Source organism: Novosphingobium sp. FW305-C-111, from assembly GCF_058783565.1.
Genome location: NZ_JBYSYP010000003.1, coordinates 124,017 through 143,084, shown reverse-complemented (window position 1 = coordinate 143,084; position 19,068 = coordinate 124,017). Strand labels below are relative to the sequence as shown.

The window sequence follows — 19,068 nt, the reverse complement described above, 5'->3', positions numbered from 1 at the left end:
ATCCGAAGCGGTTACGCCTGAAACCAGACAGGCCGGACATTCGCGCGAATCGCAGCGGCTCCGATTTGCCGGCTCCTCGCCGTTTGTAATCGGGAACCGCCATCCCTAACTTTCATTCCGTCGGGATCATCCACGAAAAGGAATTACCCAGCATGGCGGACGCAGGCGCAGCGGCCGAAGCACGCACCACGGTGCGGCTCCAGGTCGCCGGATCGCGGCAGGAAGAGAGCGGCCACGGGATCGCCCGGATCGGTCGCGACGTGATGGCCCAGCTCGGCATCACCGAGGGCGACGTGATCGAGATCGTCGGCAAGCGCTCGACCCCCGCGCGCGCGGTCCAGCCCTATCCCGAGGACGAAGGCCTCCAGCTGATCCGCCTCGACGGGCTCCAGCGCGCCAACGCCGAAGTCGGCTCAGGCGAGCATGTCGAAGTGCGCAAGGCCGAATCGCGCCCCGCGCAGCGCGTGGTCTTCGCCCCCGCCCAGAAGGACCTGCGCCTGCAGGGCCCGGCCAATGCGCTGAAGCGCAACTTCGCCGGCCGCCCGCTGGTGACCGGCGACCTCGTCGCCACCGCCGGCCAGCAACAGGTCAGCCGCGACAACATGCCGCCGCAGCTCCAGCGGATGCTGAGCGCCCCGGCCTTCGCGCTCACGCAAATCCGCCTCTCGGTGGTGTCGACCAATCCCAAGGGCATCGTCCACATCGACGAGAACACCGAGGTCGAGCTGCGCGCCGAATACGAGGAGCCACGCGACTCGCGGGCCGAGATCAACTACGACGACGTCGGCGGAATGGGCGACACCATCAAGGCCCTGCGCGAGATGGTCGAGTTGCCGCTGCGCTATCCAGAACTGTTCACGCGCCTCGGTGTAGATCCGCCGAAGGGCGTGCTGCTCCATGGCCCGCCGGGCACCGGCAAGACCCGTCTCGCCCGCGCCGTCGCCAACGAAAGCGATGCCGAGTTCTTCTCGATCAACGGCCCGGAAATCATGGGCTCCGCTTATGGCGAGAGCGAGAAGCGCCTGCGCGAGGTGTTCGAGGAAGCGACCAAGGCCGCGCCTGCGATCATCTTCATCGACGAGATCGATTCGATCGCGCCCAAGCGGGACCAGGTCCACGGCGAGGCGGAAAAGCGCCTCGTCGCCCAGCTCCTGACCCTGATGGACGGCCTCCATGGCCGCTCCAACCTGGTCGTCATCGCCGCGACCAACCGGCCCGACGCGATTGACGAGGCGCTGCGCCGTCCCGGCCGCTTCGACCGCGAGATCATCGTCGGCGTGCCCGACGAGCCCGGCCGCCGCGAGATCATCGGCATCCACACCCGCGGCATGCCGCTGGGCGAGGGCGTCGACCTGGGTGAGCTGGCGCGGATCACCCACGGCTTCGTCGGCGCGGACCTGGCAGCCCTCGCCCGCGAGGCCGCGATTGAGGCGGTGCGGCGGATCATGCCGCACATCGACTTCGACCAGCAGACGATTCCCGCCGAAGTGCTCGATGACCTGCGCGTCGAACGCGACGACTTCTTCGAGGCCCTGAAGCGGGTCCAGCCAAGCGCGATGCGCGAGGTCATGGTCCAGGCCCCGACGGTCAGCTGGGGCGACGTCGGCGGGCTCGACGAGGCGCAGGAGAAGCTGCGCGAAGGCGTCGAACTGCCGCTCAAGAACCCCGAGGCGTTCCATCGGCTCGGCATCCGCCCGGCCAAGGGATTCCTGCTCTATGGGCCGCCGGGTACCGGCAAGACCCTGCTCGCGAAGGCCGTGGCCAAGGAGGCCGAGGCGAACTTCATCGCGATCAAGTCGAGCGACCTCCTGTCCAAGTGGTACGGCGAGAGCGAGCAGCAGATCGCGCGGCTGTTCGCCCGCGCCCGCCAGGTCGCGCCCTGCGTCGTGTTCATCGACGAGATCGACAGTCTCGTCCCCGCGCGCGGGTCGGGCGTCGGCGAACCGCAGGTCACGGCGCGGGTGGTCAACACCATCCTCGCCGAGATGGACGGGCTCGAGGAACTGCAGTCGGTCGTGCTGATCGGCGCGACCAACCGCCCGAACCTGGTCGACCCGGCGCTGCTGCGCCCCGGCCGGTTCGACGAGCTGGTCTATGTCGGCACTCCCAGCCGCGCGGGGCGCGAGCACATCCTCGGCATCCACACCAAGGCGATGCCGCTGGCGAGCGACGTCGACCTCGGCCGGATCGCCGCGGAGACCGACCGCTTCACCGGTGCCGATCTCGAGGACGTGGTGCGCCGCGCCGGGCTCAACGCGATTCGCCGCGCCGGCGGCGATGTCCGCGAGGTGACCGGGGCGGACTTCACGCAGGCCCTCGCCGATTCGCGGGCGACGGTGACGCCGGAGATGGAGGAAGAATACGGGCGGATGATGGGCGAGCTCAAGAAGCGCGCGATGGAACCGGGTCCGCTCGGATTCATCGTTCCGGGAATGGTGAGCTCGACCCGCGAACGGAAGCACGATTGATTGATGACGTCGTCCCGGGCTCGACCCGGGACCGCTGTGAGTCTCGACTTGAGGCCGCGAGCGGTCCCGGATCAAGTCCGGGACGACGTTTAGTCAGGCGCCCGTCCCCACCGGAAAGTCCATTCGCACCACGATCCCCTGCCCGCCGAACTCCCTAGTGATCGTGCCTTCGAGCTGCCGCGCTGCGCTTTCGATCAGCGCCGAGCCGAATCCGGTGCGCCCCGGCTCCCCGGCCGGCGCGCCGCCGGCTTCGGTCCATTCGAGCCGTACCCGGCCTTCCTCGAGCGTCCAGCGCACTGTCACCGTCCCGCCGGGCTGCGCCCAGGCGCCATACTTGACTGCGTTGGTCACCAGCTCGTGCATGACGAGGCCGATCGGCACCGCGTGCTCTTCGGGCAAAGTCAGGTCCGGCCCGTCGATGACGCAGGCCTCGCTCGCCGACAGGTACGGTGCCACCGCGGTCGAGACGAGGTCGCGCAGCGGAACCAGCGCGCGGCCGGTGTGACCCTGGCTGACTTCGTGCGCCCGGACCAGAGCGTGGATCCGGGCGGAAATGCGGTCGATCACCGGCTTGGCCTCGGGTGCGTCCTTGCCGGTCATGCGGACGATCGCGAGCGTGACCGCGAACAGGTTCTTGACCCGGTGGTTGAGCTCGCGCGCGAGCAGGTCGGCGCGGTCGCGGGCCTCGGCAATGGCGGAAGCGCCTGCCGCCTCGGCCTCGAACCGGGCGCTGCGCACGACCTGCCACAGCCCCAGCCCCAAAGCGCCGAGCAGGATCGCGAACAGCGCCAGCAGCGCCGGACCGATGCGCCGCTCTGCCGCCGCCGTGCGCGCCTCTGCTTGCGCGAGCTCGCCGCGCTCAATGGTCTCCAGCTCGCCGATCGCGCGGCGCAGCTTCATCATCGCCTCCTGCCCTTCGTCGGAGAGGATTCGATTGTGCGCGGCGGGAATGTCGCGCTGGTCGACGAGCGCGACGGTGTCGCTCATCTCAGTCCACTTGGCATCGGACAGGCGCGCGATCTCCGCCACCAGTTCGCGCTGGCGCGGGGTCGCCTGCTCGCCGAGCAGGTCCTTGAGCTTCGCCAGCGCCTTCGGATACTGCCGCTGGCCGACGACATAGGGCGCGAGATACCGCTGGTCATTGGTGATGAAATAGCCGCGCTGGCCATTCTCGCCGTTAACCGCAGCGCGCTCGATCTCGCCCATCGCCAGGAGGATCTCGTTGGTACGGGCGACGCGGGCGCGCTGGACACGTTCGGTCTCGACGGTCGAGAACAGCAGGAACACGGTGCCAAGCAATGCCGCCGCGACCACGCCGAACAGCAGCATGCTGATCCGCCCCGGGGTGCGGGCGAGGCGGCGGGGACGCCGGGGACTGTCCGATGAGGTTGCGACCTGCATCGCGGGGCTTCTAGTAAGTCCATGGTTTCGCGGCAAGTCGCGCGGCGGACGCGGCTCGCGGGTTGACGGCGGCGGCACTCTCCCCTATCGGCGGCCCCCTGATTCCATGCCCGTCGCTTGCGGCGGCATCTGCCATTTAGAAAAAGAGCTGTTCCGATGAAGCGCACCTTCCAGCCCAGCAACCTCGTCCGGGCCCGCCGCCACGGCTTCCGCGCCCGCACGGCGACCGCCGGTGGCCGAAAGGTGCTGCGCGCCCGCCGCGCCCGCGGCCGCAAGAACCTCTCGGCCTGAGCCTGACCGGCGCCGCTGCGCCCGGGTCGTCGCTCCAGACGATCCGCAAGCGCGCCGATTTCCTCGCCGCAAACCACGGGATCCGGGTCGCAAGGCCCGGATTCGTGCTGTTGGTGAACCGAGACGCCGCGCCTGGGGGCGAGATCCGCTTCGGCGTGACCGTCACCAAGAAGATCGGCAACGCCGTCGTTCGCAACCGGATGAAGCGGCGTTTTCGCGAACTGCTTCGCGCCGCGCTGCCGGGTGAAGGCATCCCCGGCGCCGACCATGTCCTGATCGGCCGCGAAGGTGGGATTGAACGGGACTTCGCCGCGCTGCGCAGCGAGCTGTCCGCAGCCCTCGCCCGCGCCGCTGCCGGCAAGGGTGATCCTCCACGCGGGGGGAGACGGAAGCGATGAACGCCTCGACAGCCAGCCCAATCGCCGTCATTGCGACCCCCGCGCAGGCGGGGGGAAGCAATCCAGCGGCGTGGCGCAACACCCTGGATTGCCGCGCGACTTCGTCGCTCGCAATGACGGGCGCATGAAGGCGCGACCATGAAACGCCTGCTCATCCTTATCGCCCGCGGCTGGCAGCTCGGTCCCTCGCGGATCCTGCCGCCGTCGTGCCGCTACGCCCCGTCGTGCTCGCAGTATGCGATCGAGGCGCTCGAAAAGCATGGTGCGATTAAGGGTGGCTGGCTGGCGGTGAAGCGGCTATTGCGCTGCCACCCGTGGGGTGGGCACGGCTACGACCCGGTGCCCTGAACGGATTTCCCGGCAAGAACGACGAAACGGACGCGCGACACGTGAACAATCAGCGGAACCTGATCCTGGCGGTGGTGCTCACCGGCCTGCTCCTCGTCGGCTGGGAAGCCGGGATGCGCTGGTTCTACCCGCAACCGGCCACGCCTGTTGCCACGCAGACCGCGGCGCCCGCCGCGTCCTCCTCGGCCAAGCCGACCCGCGAAGGCGGCCTGACCGATCCCGCTGCGATCGCGCTGGAGCAGAGGGACCTTGCCCAGGAACTCGCCGCGCCCGGCCGCGTCAAGATCGACGCGCCCGCCGTGAAGGGCTCCATCAACCTCGTCGGCGGGCTCATCGACGACCTCACGCTCAACCGCCACACCGCCACGGTCGAGAAGAACAGCGGCCCCGTGCGCCTGTTCTCCCCCGCCGGAACGCCGGCGCAGTACTACGCCCAGTTCGGCTGGGTCGGCGAGGGCGTCCAGGCGCCTGACGCGAAGAGCGTATGGCAGGCCGACGGCCAGGTCCTGACGCCGAAGACCCCGGTCACGCTGACCTGGGCCAATCCCACCGGACAGGTCTTCGCGATCCGCTATGCGATCGACGACAACTACCTGATCACCGCCACCCAGACCGTCGCCAACCGCGGCGGCGCGCCGGTCATCGTCACCCCGTTCGGGCTGCTCAACCGCACCAGCGCGACCGCCAGCCTCGATACGTGGAACGTCCACTCGGGCCCGATCGGTGCGTTCGACGGGTCGGTCGACTTCGGCAACAACTATTCCGACATCGACGAGGCCAGCGGCAAGCTCGTCAGCCCTGCGGGACAGACCAACTGGATCGGCTTCACCGACATCTACTGGCTGGCGACGCTGGTCCCCGATGCCGCTGGCCAGGGCAAGGGCGAGTTCCGCAACACCGCCGACAAGCAGTACCGGGCCGACCTGATCTATGCCGCCAAGCCGGTACAGCCGGGTCAGAGCCTGACCCGCACCACCCGCCTGTTTGCCGGCGCGAAGGAAAACAACGTGCTCGAAGCCTATGAGGCTTCGGGCATCCCGAACTTCTCGCTGTCGATCGACTGGGGCTGGTTCCGCTGGTTCGAGAAGCCGATCTTCTGGCTGCTCGACGCGCTGTTCCGCACCGTCGGCAACTTCGGCGTGGCAATCATCCTCCTGACCTTCGTCGTGCGCGGAATCATGTTCCCGATCGCCCAGCGCCAGTTCGCCTCGATGGCGGCGATGCGCGCGATCCAGCCGAAGATGAAGGCGCTGCAGGAGCGGTACAAGGACGACCGCCAGAAGCAGCAGGAAGAGATCATGGCGCTCTACAAGAAGGAAGGCGTCAACCCGCTCGCGGGCTGCCTGCCGATCTTCCTGCAGATCCCGGTGTTCTTCGCGCTGTACAAGGTGCTGGTCCTTGCGATCGAGATGCGCCACCAGCCGTTTGCGCTGTGGATCACCGACCTGTCCGCTCCCGATCCGCTGCACATCCTCAACCTGTTCGGTCTGCTCCCCTTCACCCCGCCGAGCTTCCTCGGGATCGGCATCCTGGCGATCCTGCTGGGCATCACCATGCACTTCCAGTTCAAGCTGAACCCGGCGCAGATGGACCCGATCCAGCAGCAGATGTTCGCGTTGATGCCGTGGATCATGATGTTCGTGATGGCGCCGTTCGCGGCCGGCCTGCTGCTGTACTGGATCACCTCGAACCTGCTCACCATTGCCCAGCAGAAGTACCTCTATTCGAAGCATCCGCAGCTTGCGGCCCAGGCCGAGAAGGAGGCGCAGGACAAGGATCGTGCGAAAGCGCGGAGCTGAAACCTGATGACCGACGACGCCGACATCGCAGAGCTCACTGAACGCGCCCGCAAACTGTTTGCGGGCCGCGTCGAATTCCTGCTGTCCGCGCCGCAGCTCAAGTTTCTGCCCGATCCGACGGTGCCGGAGATCGCCTTCGCCGGGCGCTCCAACGTCGGCAAGTCGTCGCTGCTCAACGCGCTCACCGGTCGCAAGTCGATCGCCCGCGCTTCGGTTACCCCGGGCCGCACGCAGGAGCTGAACTTCTTCGAAGTGGGCGAGCCGACCAGGCTGCGCCTTGTCGACATGCCCGGCTACGGCTTCGCCAAGGCCCCGTTGGCTGTGGTCGAGAAGTGGAAGCGGCTGGTCCGCGAATTCCTGCGCGGCCGCGTGGTGCTCAAGCGCACGCTCGTCCTGATCGACGCCCGCCACGGGATCAAGCCGGTCGACGAGGACATGATGAAGATGCTCGACGAGGCGGCGGTCGGCTATCGCATCGTCCTGACCAAGGCCGACAAGATCAAGGCCAGCGACCTCGAAAAGGTCGTCGCCGCGACCGAGGCCGCCGCCCGCAAGCGTACCGCCGCCTTCCCGCAGGTCCACGTCACCTCGGCCGAACTGAAGATGGGCATCGAGGAACTGCGCGCCGCGGTGCTTTCCGACAGCGAAACCTGAGCGGGGGCACACGCCCGTTTGCCTCATCCCGTCACCCTGAACTTGTTTCAGGGTCCAGCTGGCATGCGTCGGCAAAGCGTGGTGTCGCGCGCGAGCTATCGACACGGTGGCGCGACATCTCCACTCGCTCGGGGGAACCGGGCTGGACCCTGAAACGAGTTCAGGGTGACGTGGGTTTTAATTGAGAGTCCTGCTCAGGCCATTCACCCCGTTCAGTCTCGACACGCTCTGGCTGAATGCCTAGAGCCGAGCCGGGGACCACGCAGGGGCGTATGCGCGCATGAAGCTGATCATCGGCAACAAGAATTACTCAAGCTGGTCACTGCGCGGCTGGCTGGCCTGCAAGCAGTCCGGCATCGGCTTCGAGGAAATCCAGGTCCCGCTCTATGGCGAGGACTGGGATGAGGCCAGGAAGGCCGACGACCTCGCGCCCTCCTCGGGCAAGGTGCCGATCCTGTGGGACGGCGACACCGTGGTGTGGGACAGCCTCGCGATCATCGACTGGCTGGCCGACAAGGTCGGACGCGACCGCTTCTGGCCTAAGGACGAAACCGCGCGCGGCATGGCCCGCTCGATGGTCGCGGAAATGCACTCGAGCTACATCGCGCTGCGCCGCGAGCATTCGATGAACATCCGCGCCCGCTACACCGACGTGCCGGTGAGCGACGAGGCCCGCGCCGACGTGGTGCGCATCCTCACCCTGTGGGCCGAGGCCCGCGCCCGCTTCGGGCAGGGCGGGCCCTACCTGTTCGGCACGTTCGGCGCGGCGGACATCATCTATGCCCCCGTGGTCACCCGCTTCCTCACCTACGGGTTCCGCGTGCCGGGCTTCGCCGAGGCCTACATGGACGCGGTGTGGGAGCACGAGTGGATGCAGCAATGGATCCGCGCCGCCGAGGACGAGGACTGGGTGATCGAGAAGTTCGAAGGGCCGCAACAGGGATGAGCCTCGATCCGCTGGATCTCGCCGAACGGCTGATCGCATGCCCGAGCGTCACCCCGGCGGCGGGGCTGGTGTTCGACGCGCTCCAAGCCATGCTCGAACCGCTGGGTTTCTCCGTTCACCGCTTCGTCGCGGGTGAGGCGCCGGACGGGCCGGTCGAGAACCTCTTCGCCATCCGCCAGGGGCCGGAAGGCTCGCGCCACTTCGCCTTTGCCGGCCACGTCGACGTCGTCCCGCCCGGCGAAGGCTGGACCAGCGCGCCCTTCGCGCCCGAGCGGCGCGGCGAGCTGCTCTTTGGCCGCGGTGCGGTCGACATGAAGGGCGCAATCGCGGCGATGGTCGCGGCGGTGGCGGAGATTCCCGCCGAGGCCGGTACGATCAGCTTCATCATCACCGGCGACGAGGAAGGCCCGGCGCGCTTCGGCACGGTCAGCCTGATCGAGCACATGGGGAGCGTCGGCGCGCAGCCCGACCTGTGCCTCGTCGGCGAGCCGACCTCGGTCCACCGGCTGGGCGACATGGTCAAGATCGGGCGGCGCGGGTCGGTCAACATGTGGCTGACCGTGAGCGGGAGCCAGGGCCACGTCGCCTACCCCCACCTTGCGGACAACCCCTGCACAAAGCTGGTCGCGCTGCTCGGCGAACTCGACGCGCTGGTGCTCGACCAGGGCAGCGAGTGGTTCCAGGCCTCGAACCTCGAGATCACCGACATTTCGGTCGGCAACCCGGCCACGAACGTCATCCCGGCAGAGGCCCGGGCGCGCATCTCGATCCGCTTCAACGACCTCCACACCGGCAAGGGGCTGGTCGAAATGGTCGAGGCGATTGCGGCCAGGCATGACGGCAGCGTGCGCGCCGTGATCTCGGGCGAGAGCTTCGTGACGCTCCCCGGCGCGTTCTCCGACATGGTCAGCGCGGCGATTGTCGCCGAGACCGGGGTGACCCCTGAGCTCTCGACCACCGGCGGCACCTCTGACGCCCGGTTCCTGCGCGCCGTTTGCCCGGTGATCGAGTTCGGCCTGTCGAACGCTACCATGCACAAGACTGACGAGGCGGTGGCGATCCCCGACCTTGCGGTGCTGGCGCGGATTTACCGGCGCGTGGCGGAGGCAGCGCTGCGTTCCTGACAGGCCGCCCCCCGACCCCCCTCCCGCAAGCGGGAGGGGAGAGGAAGTGGCGCAACGTGGTTCCCCTCCCGCAAGCGGGAGGGGTCAGGGGTGGGCCCGAACTATCGTCCCTTCCTGAGCACGATATAGACCGCCCCCGCCCCTCCATGCCGCTGCTGCGCCGGGCGCACCGCGGCGATACTCGAGGCGTGCGGGCTCGCGGCCAGCCAGTCGAGCAGCTTCGCCCGGATCGCGCCGCGGCGTTCGCCCCGCTGGTCGTGGTGATCATGCGGGCGGTGCTTGCCGGCGATCAGCAGCACGACCCGCGCGCCCATCGCCAGCGCCTGCCCGATCCCGCCGACCAGACGCGCATAGGCGGCATCGAGCGTCATGCCGTGGAGGTCTATGGTGATATCCGGCGCGATCGCCCCGCGCGCGAGCTTGCGGTCCCACGAACCGTCGAGGTTCTGCCGCGAGAGATTCCCCTCCCGCTCGCGGGAAGGGTTAGGGGAGGGCATGTTAGCGGCGGGGCGAGGCTTGGGCGGGAACGCTATGGTTTCAACAGGCCCACCCCCGGCCCCTCCCGCAGGCGGGAGGGGAGAAGCGCGCTTCACCGGATGCAGTGGCACCACCGTGTCCGCGACCTTGCGCCACAGCGCGGCCTCCTCGGTCGACAACCCGTGTGGCGGCCTTCTGGGCGGCCTCATTGGACGCCGAGCCGCGCCAGCGTACCCTTGGGCAGAAGGACCAGCGCCTTGCCGCGCCCGGTCATCCCCCCGGCGATGCGGCGAGCCTCGTCGCCGGCGCCCCAGAAGCTGTCGAAGCGGTTGGCGCCCTTGATTGCCCCGCCGGTGTCCTGTGCGACCCACAGCCCGGTTGCCTCGGGCCGGTCGAGCCGCAGGAAAACCGGCGCGCCGAGCGGGACGAACGCCGGGTCGGCGGCCACTGTAGCACGGCCGCGCACGGGCACGTTGAGCGCACCCACGGGACCATCGCCGGTGATCTCGCGGAAGAACACGTAGCTGCGGTTCTGCCGCATCAGCGCCCGGCCTTCCTCGGGATGCTCGCGCAGGTAGCGCATCATGCCCTGCATCGAGCCGGGATACTGGCCGGGTCCGCTGCCGATCAAGCCCCGCTCCCGCATCAGCGAGCCGATCCCGGTGTACTCGAAACCGTTCTGCCCGGCGAAGCCGATGCGGATGACGCTGCCGTCTGGGGCGCGGAGGCGGCCCGAGCCCTGGATCTGGAGGAAAAAGAATTCGACCGGATCCGCCGCCCAGGCAATCTCCAGCCCCTTGCCGGCGAGCGCCCCGTCCTCAATCGCGGCGCGGTCGTAATAGCGCTGGAAGCGGCCCTGCTCATCGTAGCGGCCAAGCGGCTGGGCGCCATCGTCGTTAGGCGGGGCATCGCCCGGCGCGGCGCGGACGAGGTCGGCGGGCTTGGCATAGACCGGGACCGCAAAACCGTCGCGACGGGTGCGCACGCCCGCGATTTCCGGCTCGTAGTATCCGGTGACGAAAGCCTGCCCGTCGCCGACCTCGGCGGTTTCGAACCACGCGGCGAAGAAGTTCGCGGCATCGTCGGCCGGCCAGGTCCTGGCCGCGGTGCAGGCCGCCTGCCAGTCCTCGGGCCGGGTCAGGCCGCTGCCGTCGTTGCGCTTGGTCAGGCGCGGACAGCTGGTGACAAAAGCGCTCAGCGCGTTGGCGGCGTTGCTCTGGCTGAAGCCCAGTCCGGCCACCGGCCCGGCGCGCTTCACGCCGGTGAGCGCGGCGGTCTGCGGCGGCTGATACGTAGGCGATGGGGCAGGACGCGGCGCATGCCCGGTGGTCGGCCGGCCCGGCGGGATGATCTGGACGCAGGCACTCAGCAGCACCGATGCGACAAGCAGCGCCGTCCCGCGCCAGGCCCCCCGCACCGGACGGACCTTACGCTTCGTCGGTTTCGTCGAGCAGCCAGTCCGGATCGCGCGCGGTCAGGTCGCGCGAGAACGTCCACAGGTCGCGGCTCTCGACCGCGTCGTCGAGCGAACCGGCGATCACGTTGCCGTCGGCATCGCGGGTCACGGTGGCGACATCGGCAACGAAGCGAACGGTGATCCGCGCTATCGGAGCGTTGTACGAGGCCGATACGATGGTCGCCTCCTCGATCCGGATCAGGCGGTTGTCGAGCGTTTCGCCCGCGGCGGCACGGGCGTCGATCGCCGAGGCGAAACCTTCGTAGACGTCGCGGTCGCACAGCTGGCCCAGTTCGTCCTTGTCCCCGCGCCAGTAGGCCTCGAGGATCATGCCATAGGCGCCGCGCGCGCCGGCAAGGAACTGGGCGATGTCGAAGCGGCGGTCGGCGGCGACGATGGCCTGGATGCCGCCCTGCGCGCCGGGTGCGAAAGCGGGGTTCTGGACAGGCGCGGCATCGCGCAGGCGCGGGGCCGGGGCACCCTGCTCATCTGAGCGCGGGGCGGCCGGGCGAGCCGGACGCAGCGGATCGGGCTGTTCGACGCGCCGGGCTAGCGGTTCCTCGTTCTGTTCCGGACGGCGCCCGAGAACCGAGTAGAGCCGCAGGCCAAGGAAGGCCGCAATCATCGCGAGGATCACGATTTCGACAATTTCACCAGTCACGCCAGCAGTCCCGATGCTCCGGCACCGGCAGACTCGCGGCTGCGGGCCTGCCCATGCGCTGCAATACCGTGCCTCAAATAGGTACGATTGACAAATGAACAACCGATGGACGACGAGCCGGGTCCGGCTCGCGCCGTAATTTTTCGCTTCCAGTTGCGCGATTGCCGCACGCGCGGCGGGGTGCTAGGCGCGCGCCACGCGAAACCGTCACGAAAGCAGTCCGACAATGGCCGACGAAGGCAACATCGTTACCGACCTCAACCTCGACAGCCCCGCCCCCAACGGTGCCGACACCGCGCCCGCAATCGGGATCATCTCGCAGTACGTGAAGGACTTGTCGGTCGAGAACCCCAACGCCCCCGCCGTGTATCAGTGGCAGGACGCGCCTCAGGTCAGCGTCGACTTCAACATCGCCGCGCAGAGCGTCGGGCCGGACGTCCACGAGATCGAGCTGAAGATCAACGTCTCGAGCCGCGGCGAGGCCGGTGTCGCCTATGCGATCGAGCTTGCCTACTGCGGCCTGATCGGCATGCGCCATGTCCCCGACGACCAGGCCCACGCCTTCCTCTTCGCCGAGGGTCCGCGCATCCTGTTCCCGTTCGCCCGCCGGATCATCGCCGACGCCGTGCGCGACGCCGGGTTCCCGCCGCTGATGCTCGAGCCGATCGACTTCAACGGGCTTTATTTCCAGCAGCTCGCCCAGCGCCAGGCCGAACAGGGCGACGCGCCCGTCGGCCAGGCCTGAGCCTCGCCCAACACCGCTCGTGCTGAGCTTGTCGAAGCACCGCCCTTCTTCGCAAGGAAAAGCGGCCCTTCGACAGGCTCAGGGCGAACGTATCCCGGTTGGGGAGGTATGACATGAACCTCCTCAAGGCCACCGGCACGATCGGCGGGCTGACCCTGCTCAGCCGCGTGCTGGGGCTTGTCCGCGACAGCCTTTTTGCCCGCTACATCGGCGCGAGTTTCGCGTCGGACGCGTTCCTCGTCGCTTTCCGCCTGCCCAACATGTTCCGCGCGCTGTTCGCCGAAGGAGCGTTCTCGGCCGCGTTCATCCCGATGTTCAACCGCAAGGTCTCCGATCCCGAAGGACAGGGGCTGAAGGACGGGCTGGATTTCGCCGAGGCCGCGCTGTCCGTGCTGCTGCCGGTGCTGTTCGTGATGACCGTGATCCTCGAGGTCTTCGCCTGGCCGGTGACCTTCGCGCTGTCGGGCAAGTTCAACGGGGTCAGCCAGGAGCAGTTCGCCTTCGCGGTCGAACTCTCGCGGATCACCATCCCCTACCTCATGCTGATCAGCCTCGTTTCGCTGTTCGGCGGTATCCTCAATTCGCTGCACAAGTTCTGGGTCAACGCCGCCGCGCCGATCCTGCTGAACCTGACGCTGATCGCGGCGCTGCTGCTGTTCCATTCCGACGACCCGCTGATCACCGCGCGCAACCAGGCGATCGCGGTTTCGGTCTCGGGCCTGCTTCAGCTGATCTGGGTCGCCTGGGCCTGCCGCCGCAACGGGGTGAGCCTCCGCTTGCGCCGCCCGCGCCTTTCGCCCGAGGTCAAGCGCCTGCTCGCCCTGATCTGGCCGGCGGCGGCGGGCGCGGGGGCGGTGCAGATCAACCTCGTGATCTCGACCGCGCTCGCCGCCTCGCTGCTGGCGCACGGCAGCGTGACCTACATCTACATGGCCGACCGGCTGAACCAGCTGCCTTTGGGCCTCATCGGCATCGGCCTCGGCACCGTGCTGCTTCCGACGATCTCGCGCCAGCTCGGTGCGGGTGAGGACGCGGCAGCGATGGAGACGCAGAACCGCGGGATGGAGCTGGCCCTTCTGCTGACCCTTCCCGCCACGGTCGCGCTGGTGCTGTGCGGCGAGCCGATCGCTGCGGCGCTGTTCGGCTATGGCAAGTTTACGGCGGAAGACACCCACTACACCGCGCAGGCGCTTGCGGCGTTCTCGGTCGGACTGCCGAGCTACATCCTCGTCAAGGTGCTGACCCCCGGATTCTACGCGCGGCAGGATACCAAGACCCCGGTGCGCTACGCGACGATCTCGATGGTGGTGAACCTCGTCCTCAACCTCGCGCTGATCTTTCCGCTCGAGCACATGGGCCCGCCGCTGGCGACTGCGATCGCCTCGACCGTCAACGTCTGGCTGCTGTACCGGACGCTCGCCAGGCGCGGGCACTTCGTCGCCGATGCGCGACTGAAGCGGCGGTCGCTGCGGCTCGCGCTGGCGGCGCTGCTGATGGGCGTGGCGCTGTGGTTCGCACAAGGACTGCTCATGCCCTATGTCCACGGCACTTGGCTGGTCCGGATTGGCGCGATGGCGGCGCTGGTCACCTCCGGCGCGCTGGTCTATGGGCTCGCCACCCTGCTGATGGGCGCGTTCACCCGCGACGACATCCGGGTGTTCTTCCGGCGCAGGCGCGCCTGACCACACTGAAGAGAGCTTCCATGCGTATCGTTTCCGGCATCCAGCCCACCGGCAATCTCCACCTCGGCAACTACCTGGGGGCGATCCGCAACTGGGTGAAGATGCAGGACGAGCACGCCGCGGGGGAATGCCTCTATTTCCTTGCCGACCTTCACGCGATCTCGATGCCGCACGTGCCGGCGGACCTTTCGGGCAACACCCGCGAAATGGTCGCAGCGCTCGTCGCCTGCGGAATCGATCCCGACAAGTCGGTCCTGTTCAACCAGGCCCAGGTCCCGGCGCACGCCGAGCTGCAATGGCTGCTGAACGGCACCGCGCGGATGGGATGGCTCAACCGGATGACGCAGTTCAAGGACAAGTCGGGCAAGAACCGCGAGGGCGCCTCGATCGCGCTGTTCACCTATCCCGTGCTCCAGGCTGCCGACGTCCTGCTTTACCAGGCGACCCACGTCCCGGTGGGCGACGACCAGAAGCAGCACCTCGAACTCGCCCGCGACATCGCGCAGAAGTTCAACAACGACTTCGCCAGCGAAGCGGAACCGGTGTTCACCCTGCCCGACCCGATGATCCCGCCCGAAGCAGCGCGGATCATGTCCCTGCGCGACGGCAGTGCCAAGATGAGCAAGTCCGACCCCTCGGACATGAGCCGCATCAACCTGACCGACGACGCCGACACGATCATGCAGAAGGTCAAGAAGGCCAAGACCGATCCCGAGCCGCTGCCGTCGGACGCCGCCGGGCTCGCCGGACGGCCCGAAGCCGCCAACCTGGTCGGCGTCTATGCGGCGATGGCGGGTAGCAGTGTCGAAGCGGTGCTGGCCGAGTTCGGGGGCCACGGGTTCGGCAAGTTCAAGCCCGCGCTGGGCGAACTGCTGGTGGAAAGCCTCGCCCCGATCAACGCCCGCTTCGTTGAGCTTAGGCAAGACCGCACCGCGCTCGACGCGATCCTGCGCAAGGGTGCGGAAAAGGCGCGGGGGTTGGCGCAGCCGACACTGGAGAAAGCCTACGCGGCACTGGGGCTGGTGCGGGGCTGACAAGACACTGAATTGCAACGAAAAGCGTGAAAACGGTTCGTCGTCATTCACACTCAATTCAGCGACTCTTGCTTAGATCGGTTCCATGTTAAGACGCGTGCCACGTCCGCCGATCGGGGCGGGCTGGGACCGTCGCCAGGAGTCGCCGCATGAGTTCCGTCAACACTTCCAAGCGTAGCCGCCGCCTTTCGATGGTCGCCGTGCCGTTGCTGCTGGCGAGCCTTGCCGCCTGCGCGCCGTCTCTCACCGCCAACGTCTCGCGGTTCCAGAGCCAGTTGCCGGCCCCGCAGGGCCAGACGTTCGCCGTCGTCGCGGAAGACCCGCGCGATGCCGGGGGTCTCGAGTTCAGCCAGTACGCCGGCTACGTCCAGAGCCAGATGAGCAGGCTCGGCTACACCCCGGCCGCGCCCGAGGCGGCGGACCTGATCGTCCGCTTCGACTACGGCGTCGATCAGGGCCGCGACCGCGTCCGCTCGACCGGCTTCCGCGATCCGTTCTGGGATCCGTGGTACGGCCCGCGCGGGTTCGGGTACTGGGGCCGACCCTACGGGTTCCGCCACGGCGGCGCCTGGGGATATGGCTGGAACGATCCGTTCTTCTATGACAACGGGGTCGAGGTTACGACCGTCTACACCAGCGGTATCGACCTCAAGATCGACCGCCGCGCCGACGGCCAGCGCCTGTTCGAGGGCAAGGCCGAAGCGGCCTCATCGTCGAACCGCCTCCCTTACCTCGTCCCCAACCTGGTCGAAGCGATGTTCACCGACTTCCCCGGGAACTCGGGCGAGACCGTGCGCATTACCGTGGCACCAGAGAAAAAGACCGTTCGCCGCGCCGACTGAGTGGACTCGGTGCGGAGACGAAGGCGGGCCGGAAACGGCCCGCCTTTTGTTTTGCTGAACAGATGGGGCGGACCCGAAACGGCCTGCCTTTTGCGTGGCCCCGCGAAGGCGGGGATCTCCATCGTCCAGGCAAATTCCTGAAATCCTGCCCACCCCGCTGCGACTAAGCCGCTGCGCGGCCAAGTCTCGCGCCCCTCCCGCAAGCGGGAGGGGGTGTCCCTTCTTCTCCCCTCCCGCTTGCGGGGAGCCGCAGGCGTTCGCGCAGCGAACAGCGGTCGGGGGTGGGCCTGTCGGACTAGTTCCCCAGAGGCGTGACGAATCCGCCAGTCGACCCGAACCCGCCAGCGCCGCGTGCGGTGTCGTCGAGTTCTTCCACCTCCAGCCACCCGGCCCGCGTTACCGGGGCGAGCACCAGCTGCGCGACGCGGTCGCCGCGGCGGATCTGGAAGGGTTCGCCGCCGTGATTGATCAGGATGACCTTCAATTCGCCGCGGTAATCCGAATCGATCGTCCCCGGCGTGTTGGGCACAGTGATGCCGTGCTTCAGGGCAAGGCCCGAGCGGGGGCGGACCTGGATTTCGAATCCCGCGGGGATCGCCAGCGCAAGGCCCGTCGCCACCGCATGGCGCGCACCGGGAGCCAGCGTCACGTCCTCGGCCGAGACCACGTCCATCCCTGCCGCGCCGTCGGTCGCATAGGCGGGCAGCGGCAGGTCGTCGTTCCCTTCCAGCCGCTTGACGAGGACCGGAACGGGTTCAGGCGAGTGCATCGGCAATCCTTGTGGCTAGCGCCCGCGCAACCGCGCCCTTGGGCATTTCGGGGAGGCTTTCGACGCCCGCGGCGGTGACGATGTGCACCGCGTTCATCGTGCCCCCCATCACGTCACCCGAGACGTCGTTGGCGACGATCCAGTCCGCCCCCTTGCGCGCCAGCTTGGCGCGGGCATGGTCGACGACCTTTTCGGTCTCGGCCGCAAACCCGACCAGCAGGCGCGGCCTGTTCGCGGAATGGCCGAGCGTGGCGAGGATGTCGGGATTCTCGGTAAGGGCCAGCGCAGGCGGGCGGCCCGAACCGTCCTTCTTCATCTTCTGCCCGGCCGCATCCTCGGTGCGCCAGTCGGCCACCGCCGCGACCATCACCGCCGCATCGGCCGGCAGCGCGGCATCGACCGCCGCCGCCATCTCGCGCGCGGTCTCGACGTCGACGCGCTCGACCCCGGCGGGCGTCGGCAGCTGGACCGGCCCCGCGACCAGCGTCACCCGCGCGCCGAGCTCGGCGAGCGCCCCAGCGATAGCGAAACCCTGCTTCCCGCTCGAGCGGTTCGCGATGTAGCGGACCGGGTCGATCGGCTCGTGCGTCGGCCCGGCGGTGACCAGCACGTGCCTGCCATAGAGCCGGCGGTGCTGCGGCTCGGCAAAGTCCGGCTGCGCGGCGAGCGGATTGCCGCCGGTCATCCGCGCAATCGCTGCCCACACCGCCTCCGGTTCAGGCAGCCGGCCCGGGCCGTACTCGCCGCAGGCCATCGCGCCTTCGTCGGGATCGAGCACCGTCACGCCCGATGCGCGCAAAGTGGCGACGTTGCGCCGGGTCGCGGCGTGCTGCCACATCCGCACGTTCATCGCCGGCACGGCCAGGACCGGCTTGTCGGTGGCGAGCAGCAGCGTCGCCGCGAGGTCATCGGCGATCCCTGCTGCCATCCGCGCCATGAGGTCGGCCGTCGCCGGGCAGACCACCACGAGGTCGGCCTGCCGCGAGAGCTGGATATGGCCCATCTCGACCTCGTTCTTGAGGTCCCAGAGCGTGGTATGGACGGGGTTCTCGCTGAGCGCGGCGAGCGTCATCGCGGTGACGAAATGGCTGCCGCCCTCGGTCAGCACGCAGGTAACCTCGCCGCCGTTCTTGCGGATCAGGCGCACAAGTTCGCACGCCTTGTAGGCCGCGATCCCGCCGCCGACGATCAGGAGGATTCTGGGCCCGGCCATGCCGGAGGCTTGTGCAACGGGCGGGGGCGCGGCGCAAGGGGTGCGGGGTGGCCCACCCCGCTGCGACTAGCCTCGCTGCGCTCGGACAAGTCTCGCGGCCCTGCCGCATGCGGGAGGGCAAATCGTGACTCATTCTCCCCTCCCGCATGCGGGAGGGGTCGGGGGCGGGCCTGTTCATCCTCCAGCTTTGCGCTACACTCCTGCCAAACGGAGGGGAAAACCGATGCTGCGACTGATCCTGACTGCGCTGATCTTCCTGACGGGGCTGTTCGACCTGTTCATGGGCCTGAGCTTCTTCATCGACCCGCAGACCGCTGCCGCCGGGGCGGGCTTCTCGATCGAGCCGATCAACCTTACCGGACTCGCCACGATCCGCGCCGACATGACCGCGTTCTTCGTGGTCTCGGGCCTCGCGATGATGTGGGGGGCGTGGCGGCGCAACGCCGACCTGCTGATCGTCCCCGCCGCGCTGTTCGGCACCGCGATGGTCATCCGCAGCTTTACCGCGCTGACCGTGGGCCACGGGCCCGACTTCCTCATGCCGATCGTGGTCGAGGCGATCCACTTCGTGCTGCTGATGGCGGCGTGGAAGCTGCTCCCGCACCACAAGCTGCAAGAGATGGGGTAACCGACCGTCGCCAATCCACACTCGTCACCCTGAACTTGTTTCAGGGTCCCCCCTCGGTTGCCTCGGCCCTCACCGGAATGCTCCGGAGCTGAGGATAAAGTGGATGCTGAAACAAGTTCAGCATGACGAGTA

At 68.3% G+C, this 19,068-nt stretch carries 19 protein-coding genes; 13 read left to right on the top strand and 6 right to left on the bottom strand.

Annotated elements, in window-relative coordinates:
• The first annotated feature begins 152 nt into the window (after window positions 1-152).
• Window positions 153-2,468: a CDC48 family AAA ATPase gene (locus AC3WLD_RS04870; RefSeq protein ID WP_492555804.1), complete on the top strand. Its 2,316-nt coding sequence runs from the start codon at window positions 153-155 to the stop codon at window positions 2,466-2,468.
• A 93-nt stretch (window positions 2,469-2,561) separates the two neighbouring features.
• On the opposite strand, the gene AC3WLD_RS04865 is transcribed toward AC3WLD_RS04870, so the two are convergent.
• Entirely contained in the window at window positions 2,562-3,869 is a 1,308-nt protein-coding gene (locus AC3WLD_RS04865; RefSeq protein WP_492555803.1) for a sensor histidine kinase, read from the bottom strand.
• A 156-nt stretch (window positions 3,870-4,025) separates the two neighbouring features.
• Here AC3WLD_RS04865 and rpmH point away from each other — a divergent pair, with 156 nt between their 5' ends.
• The 7 genes from rpmH (at window position 4,026) to dapE (ending at window position 9,429) form a co-directional block, all read left to right on the top strand.
• Window positions 4,026-4,160, top strand: a complete 135-nt coding sequence (rpmH, locus tag AC3WLD_RS04860) for a 50S ribosomal protein L34 (RefSeq protein ID WP_492555802.1) — start codon at window positions 4,026-4,028, stop codon at window positions 4,158-4,160.
• Complete coding sequence (rnpA, locus tag AC3WLD_RS04855; protein WP_492555969.1) at window positions 4,157-4,558, top strand: ribonuclease P protein component; 402 nt, start codon at window positions 4,157-4,159, stop codon at window positions 4,556-4,558. Before rpmH ends, rnpA begins: the two co-directional genes overlap by 4 nt.
• Before the next feature lie 138 nt (window positions 4,559-4,696).
• The gene (gene yidD, locus AC3WLD_RS04850) at window positions 4,697-4,906 is read left to right on the top strand and encodes a membrane protein insertion efficiency factor YidD (RefSeq protein WP_492555801.1); all 210 of its coding nucleotides are present in this window, start codon (window positions 4,697-4,699) and stop codon (window positions 4,904-4,906) included.
• A gap of 41 nt (window positions 4,907-4,947) precedes the next feature.
• Entirely contained in the window at window positions 4,948-6,705 is a 1,758-nt protein-coding gene (gene yidC, locus AC3WLD_RS04845; protein ID WP_492555800.1) for a membrane protein insertase YidC, read from the top strand.
• Between the two features lie 6 nt (window positions 6,706-6,711).
• The gene (gene yihA, locus AC3WLD_RS04840; RefSeq protein ID WP_492555799.1) at window positions 6,712-7,359 is read left to right on the top strand and encodes a ribosome biogenesis GTP-binding protein YihA/YsxC; all 648 of its coding nucleotides are present in this window, start codon (window positions 6,712-6,714) and stop codon (window positions 7,357-7,359) included.
• 280 nt (window positions 7,360-7,639) lie between these two features.
• Entirely contained in the window at window positions 7,640-8,305 is a 666-nt protein-coding gene (locus AC3WLD_RS04835; protein WP_492555798.1) for a glutathione S-transferase family protein, read from the top strand.
• The gene (gene dapE / locus AC3WLD_RS04830) at window positions 8,302-9,429 is read left to right on the top strand and encodes a succinyl-diaminopimelate desuccinylase (protein WP_492555797.1); all 1,128 of its coding nucleotides are present in this window, start codon (window positions 8,302-8,304) and stop codon (window positions 9,427-9,429) included. Before AC3WLD_RS04835 ends, dapE begins: the two co-directional genes overlap by 4 nt.
• Before the next feature lie 101 nt (window positions 9,430-9,530).
• Here the strand turns inward: dapE and AC3WLD_RS04825 are convergent, their stop codons facing one another.
• The 3 genes from AC3WLD_RS04825 to AC3WLD_RS04815 form a co-directional block, all read right to left on the bottom strand.
• A complete protein-coding gene (locus AC3WLD_RS04825) occupies window positions 9,531-9,926 on the bottom strand; it encodes a Smr/MutS family protein (RefSeq protein ID WP_492555796.1) in 396 nt (131 codons plus the stop codon).
• A gap of 185 nt (window positions 9,927-10,111) precedes the next feature.
• A complete protein-coding gene (gene mltA / locus AC3WLD_RS04820) occupies window positions 10,112-11,323 on the bottom strand; it encodes a murein transglycosylase A (protein ID WP_492555795.1) in 1,212 nt (403 codons plus the stop codon).
• 10 nt (window positions 11,324-11,333) lie between these two features.
• Window positions 11,334-11,987: a Tim44/TimA family putative adaptor protein gene (locus tag AC3WLD_RS04815; protein ID WP_492555968.1), complete on the bottom strand. Its 654-nt coding sequence runs from the start codon at window positions 11,985-11,987 to the stop codon at window positions 11,334-11,336.
• Window positions 11,988-12,249: 262 nt separating this feature from the next.
• Here AC3WLD_RS04815 and secB point away from each other — a divergent pair, with 262 nt between their 5' ends.
• The 4 genes from secB to AC3WLD_RS04795 all read left to right on the top strand — a co-directional run bounded on the left by secB (window position 12,250) and on the right by AC3WLD_RS04795 (window position 16,326).
• Complete coding sequence (gene secB, locus AC3WLD_RS04810) at window positions 12,250-12,768, top strand: protein-export chaperone SecB (RefSeq protein ID WP_492555794.1); 519 nt, start codon at window positions 12,250-12,252, stop codon at window positions 12,766-12,768.
• Window positions 12,769-12,881: 113 nt separating this feature from the next.
• Window positions 12,882-14,450 carry a murein biosynthesis integral membrane protein MurJ gene (gene murJ, locus AC3WLD_RS04805; protein WP_492555793.1) on the top strand — a complete coding sequence of 523 codons (1,569 nt, stop codon included), beginning with the start codon at window positions 12,882-12,884 and terminating at the stop codon, window positions 14,448-14,450.
• A gap of 20 nt (window positions 14,451-14,470) precedes the next feature.
• Window positions 14,471-15,484, top strand: coding sequence for a tryptophan--tRNA ligase (gene trpS / locus AC3WLD_RS04800; protein WP_492555792.1), 1,014 nt, complete (start codon window positions 14,471-14,473; stop codon window positions 15,482-15,484).
• 149 nt (window positions 15,485-15,633) lie between these two features.
• Window positions 15,634-16,326 (top strand): DUF4136 domain-containing protein, encoded by a 693-nt coding sequence (locus AC3WLD_RS04795; RefSeq protein WP_492555791.1) that lies wholly within the window; start codon window positions 15,634-15,636, stop codon window positions 16,324-16,326.
• 295 nt (window positions 16,327-16,621) lie between these two features.
• On the opposite strand, the gene dut is transcribed toward AC3WLD_RS04795, so the two are convergent.
• On the bottom strand, window positions 16,622-17,095 hold the full coding sequence (gene dut / locus AC3WLD_RS04790; RefSeq protein ID WP_492555790.1) for a dUTP diphosphatase: 474 nt from the start codon (window positions 17,093-17,095) through the stop codon (window positions 16,622-16,624).
• Entirely contained in the window at window positions 17,082-18,308 is a 1,227-nt protein-coding gene (gene coaBC / locus AC3WLD_RS04785) for a bifunctional phosphopantothenoylcysteine decarboxylase/phosphopantothenate--cysteine ligase CoaBC (protein WP_492555789.1), read from the bottom strand. Before coaBC ends, dut begins: the two co-directional genes overlap by 14 nt.
• 223 nt (window positions 18,309-18,531) lie before the next feature.
• On the opposite strand from coaBC, the gene AC3WLD_RS04780 reads away from it, so the two are divergent.
• Entirely contained in the window at window positions 18,532-18,936 is a 405-nt protein-coding gene (locus tag AC3WLD_RS04780) for a hypothetical protein (RefSeq protein ID WP_492555788.1), read from the top strand.
• Window positions 18,937-19,068 lie beyond the last annotated feature (132 nt).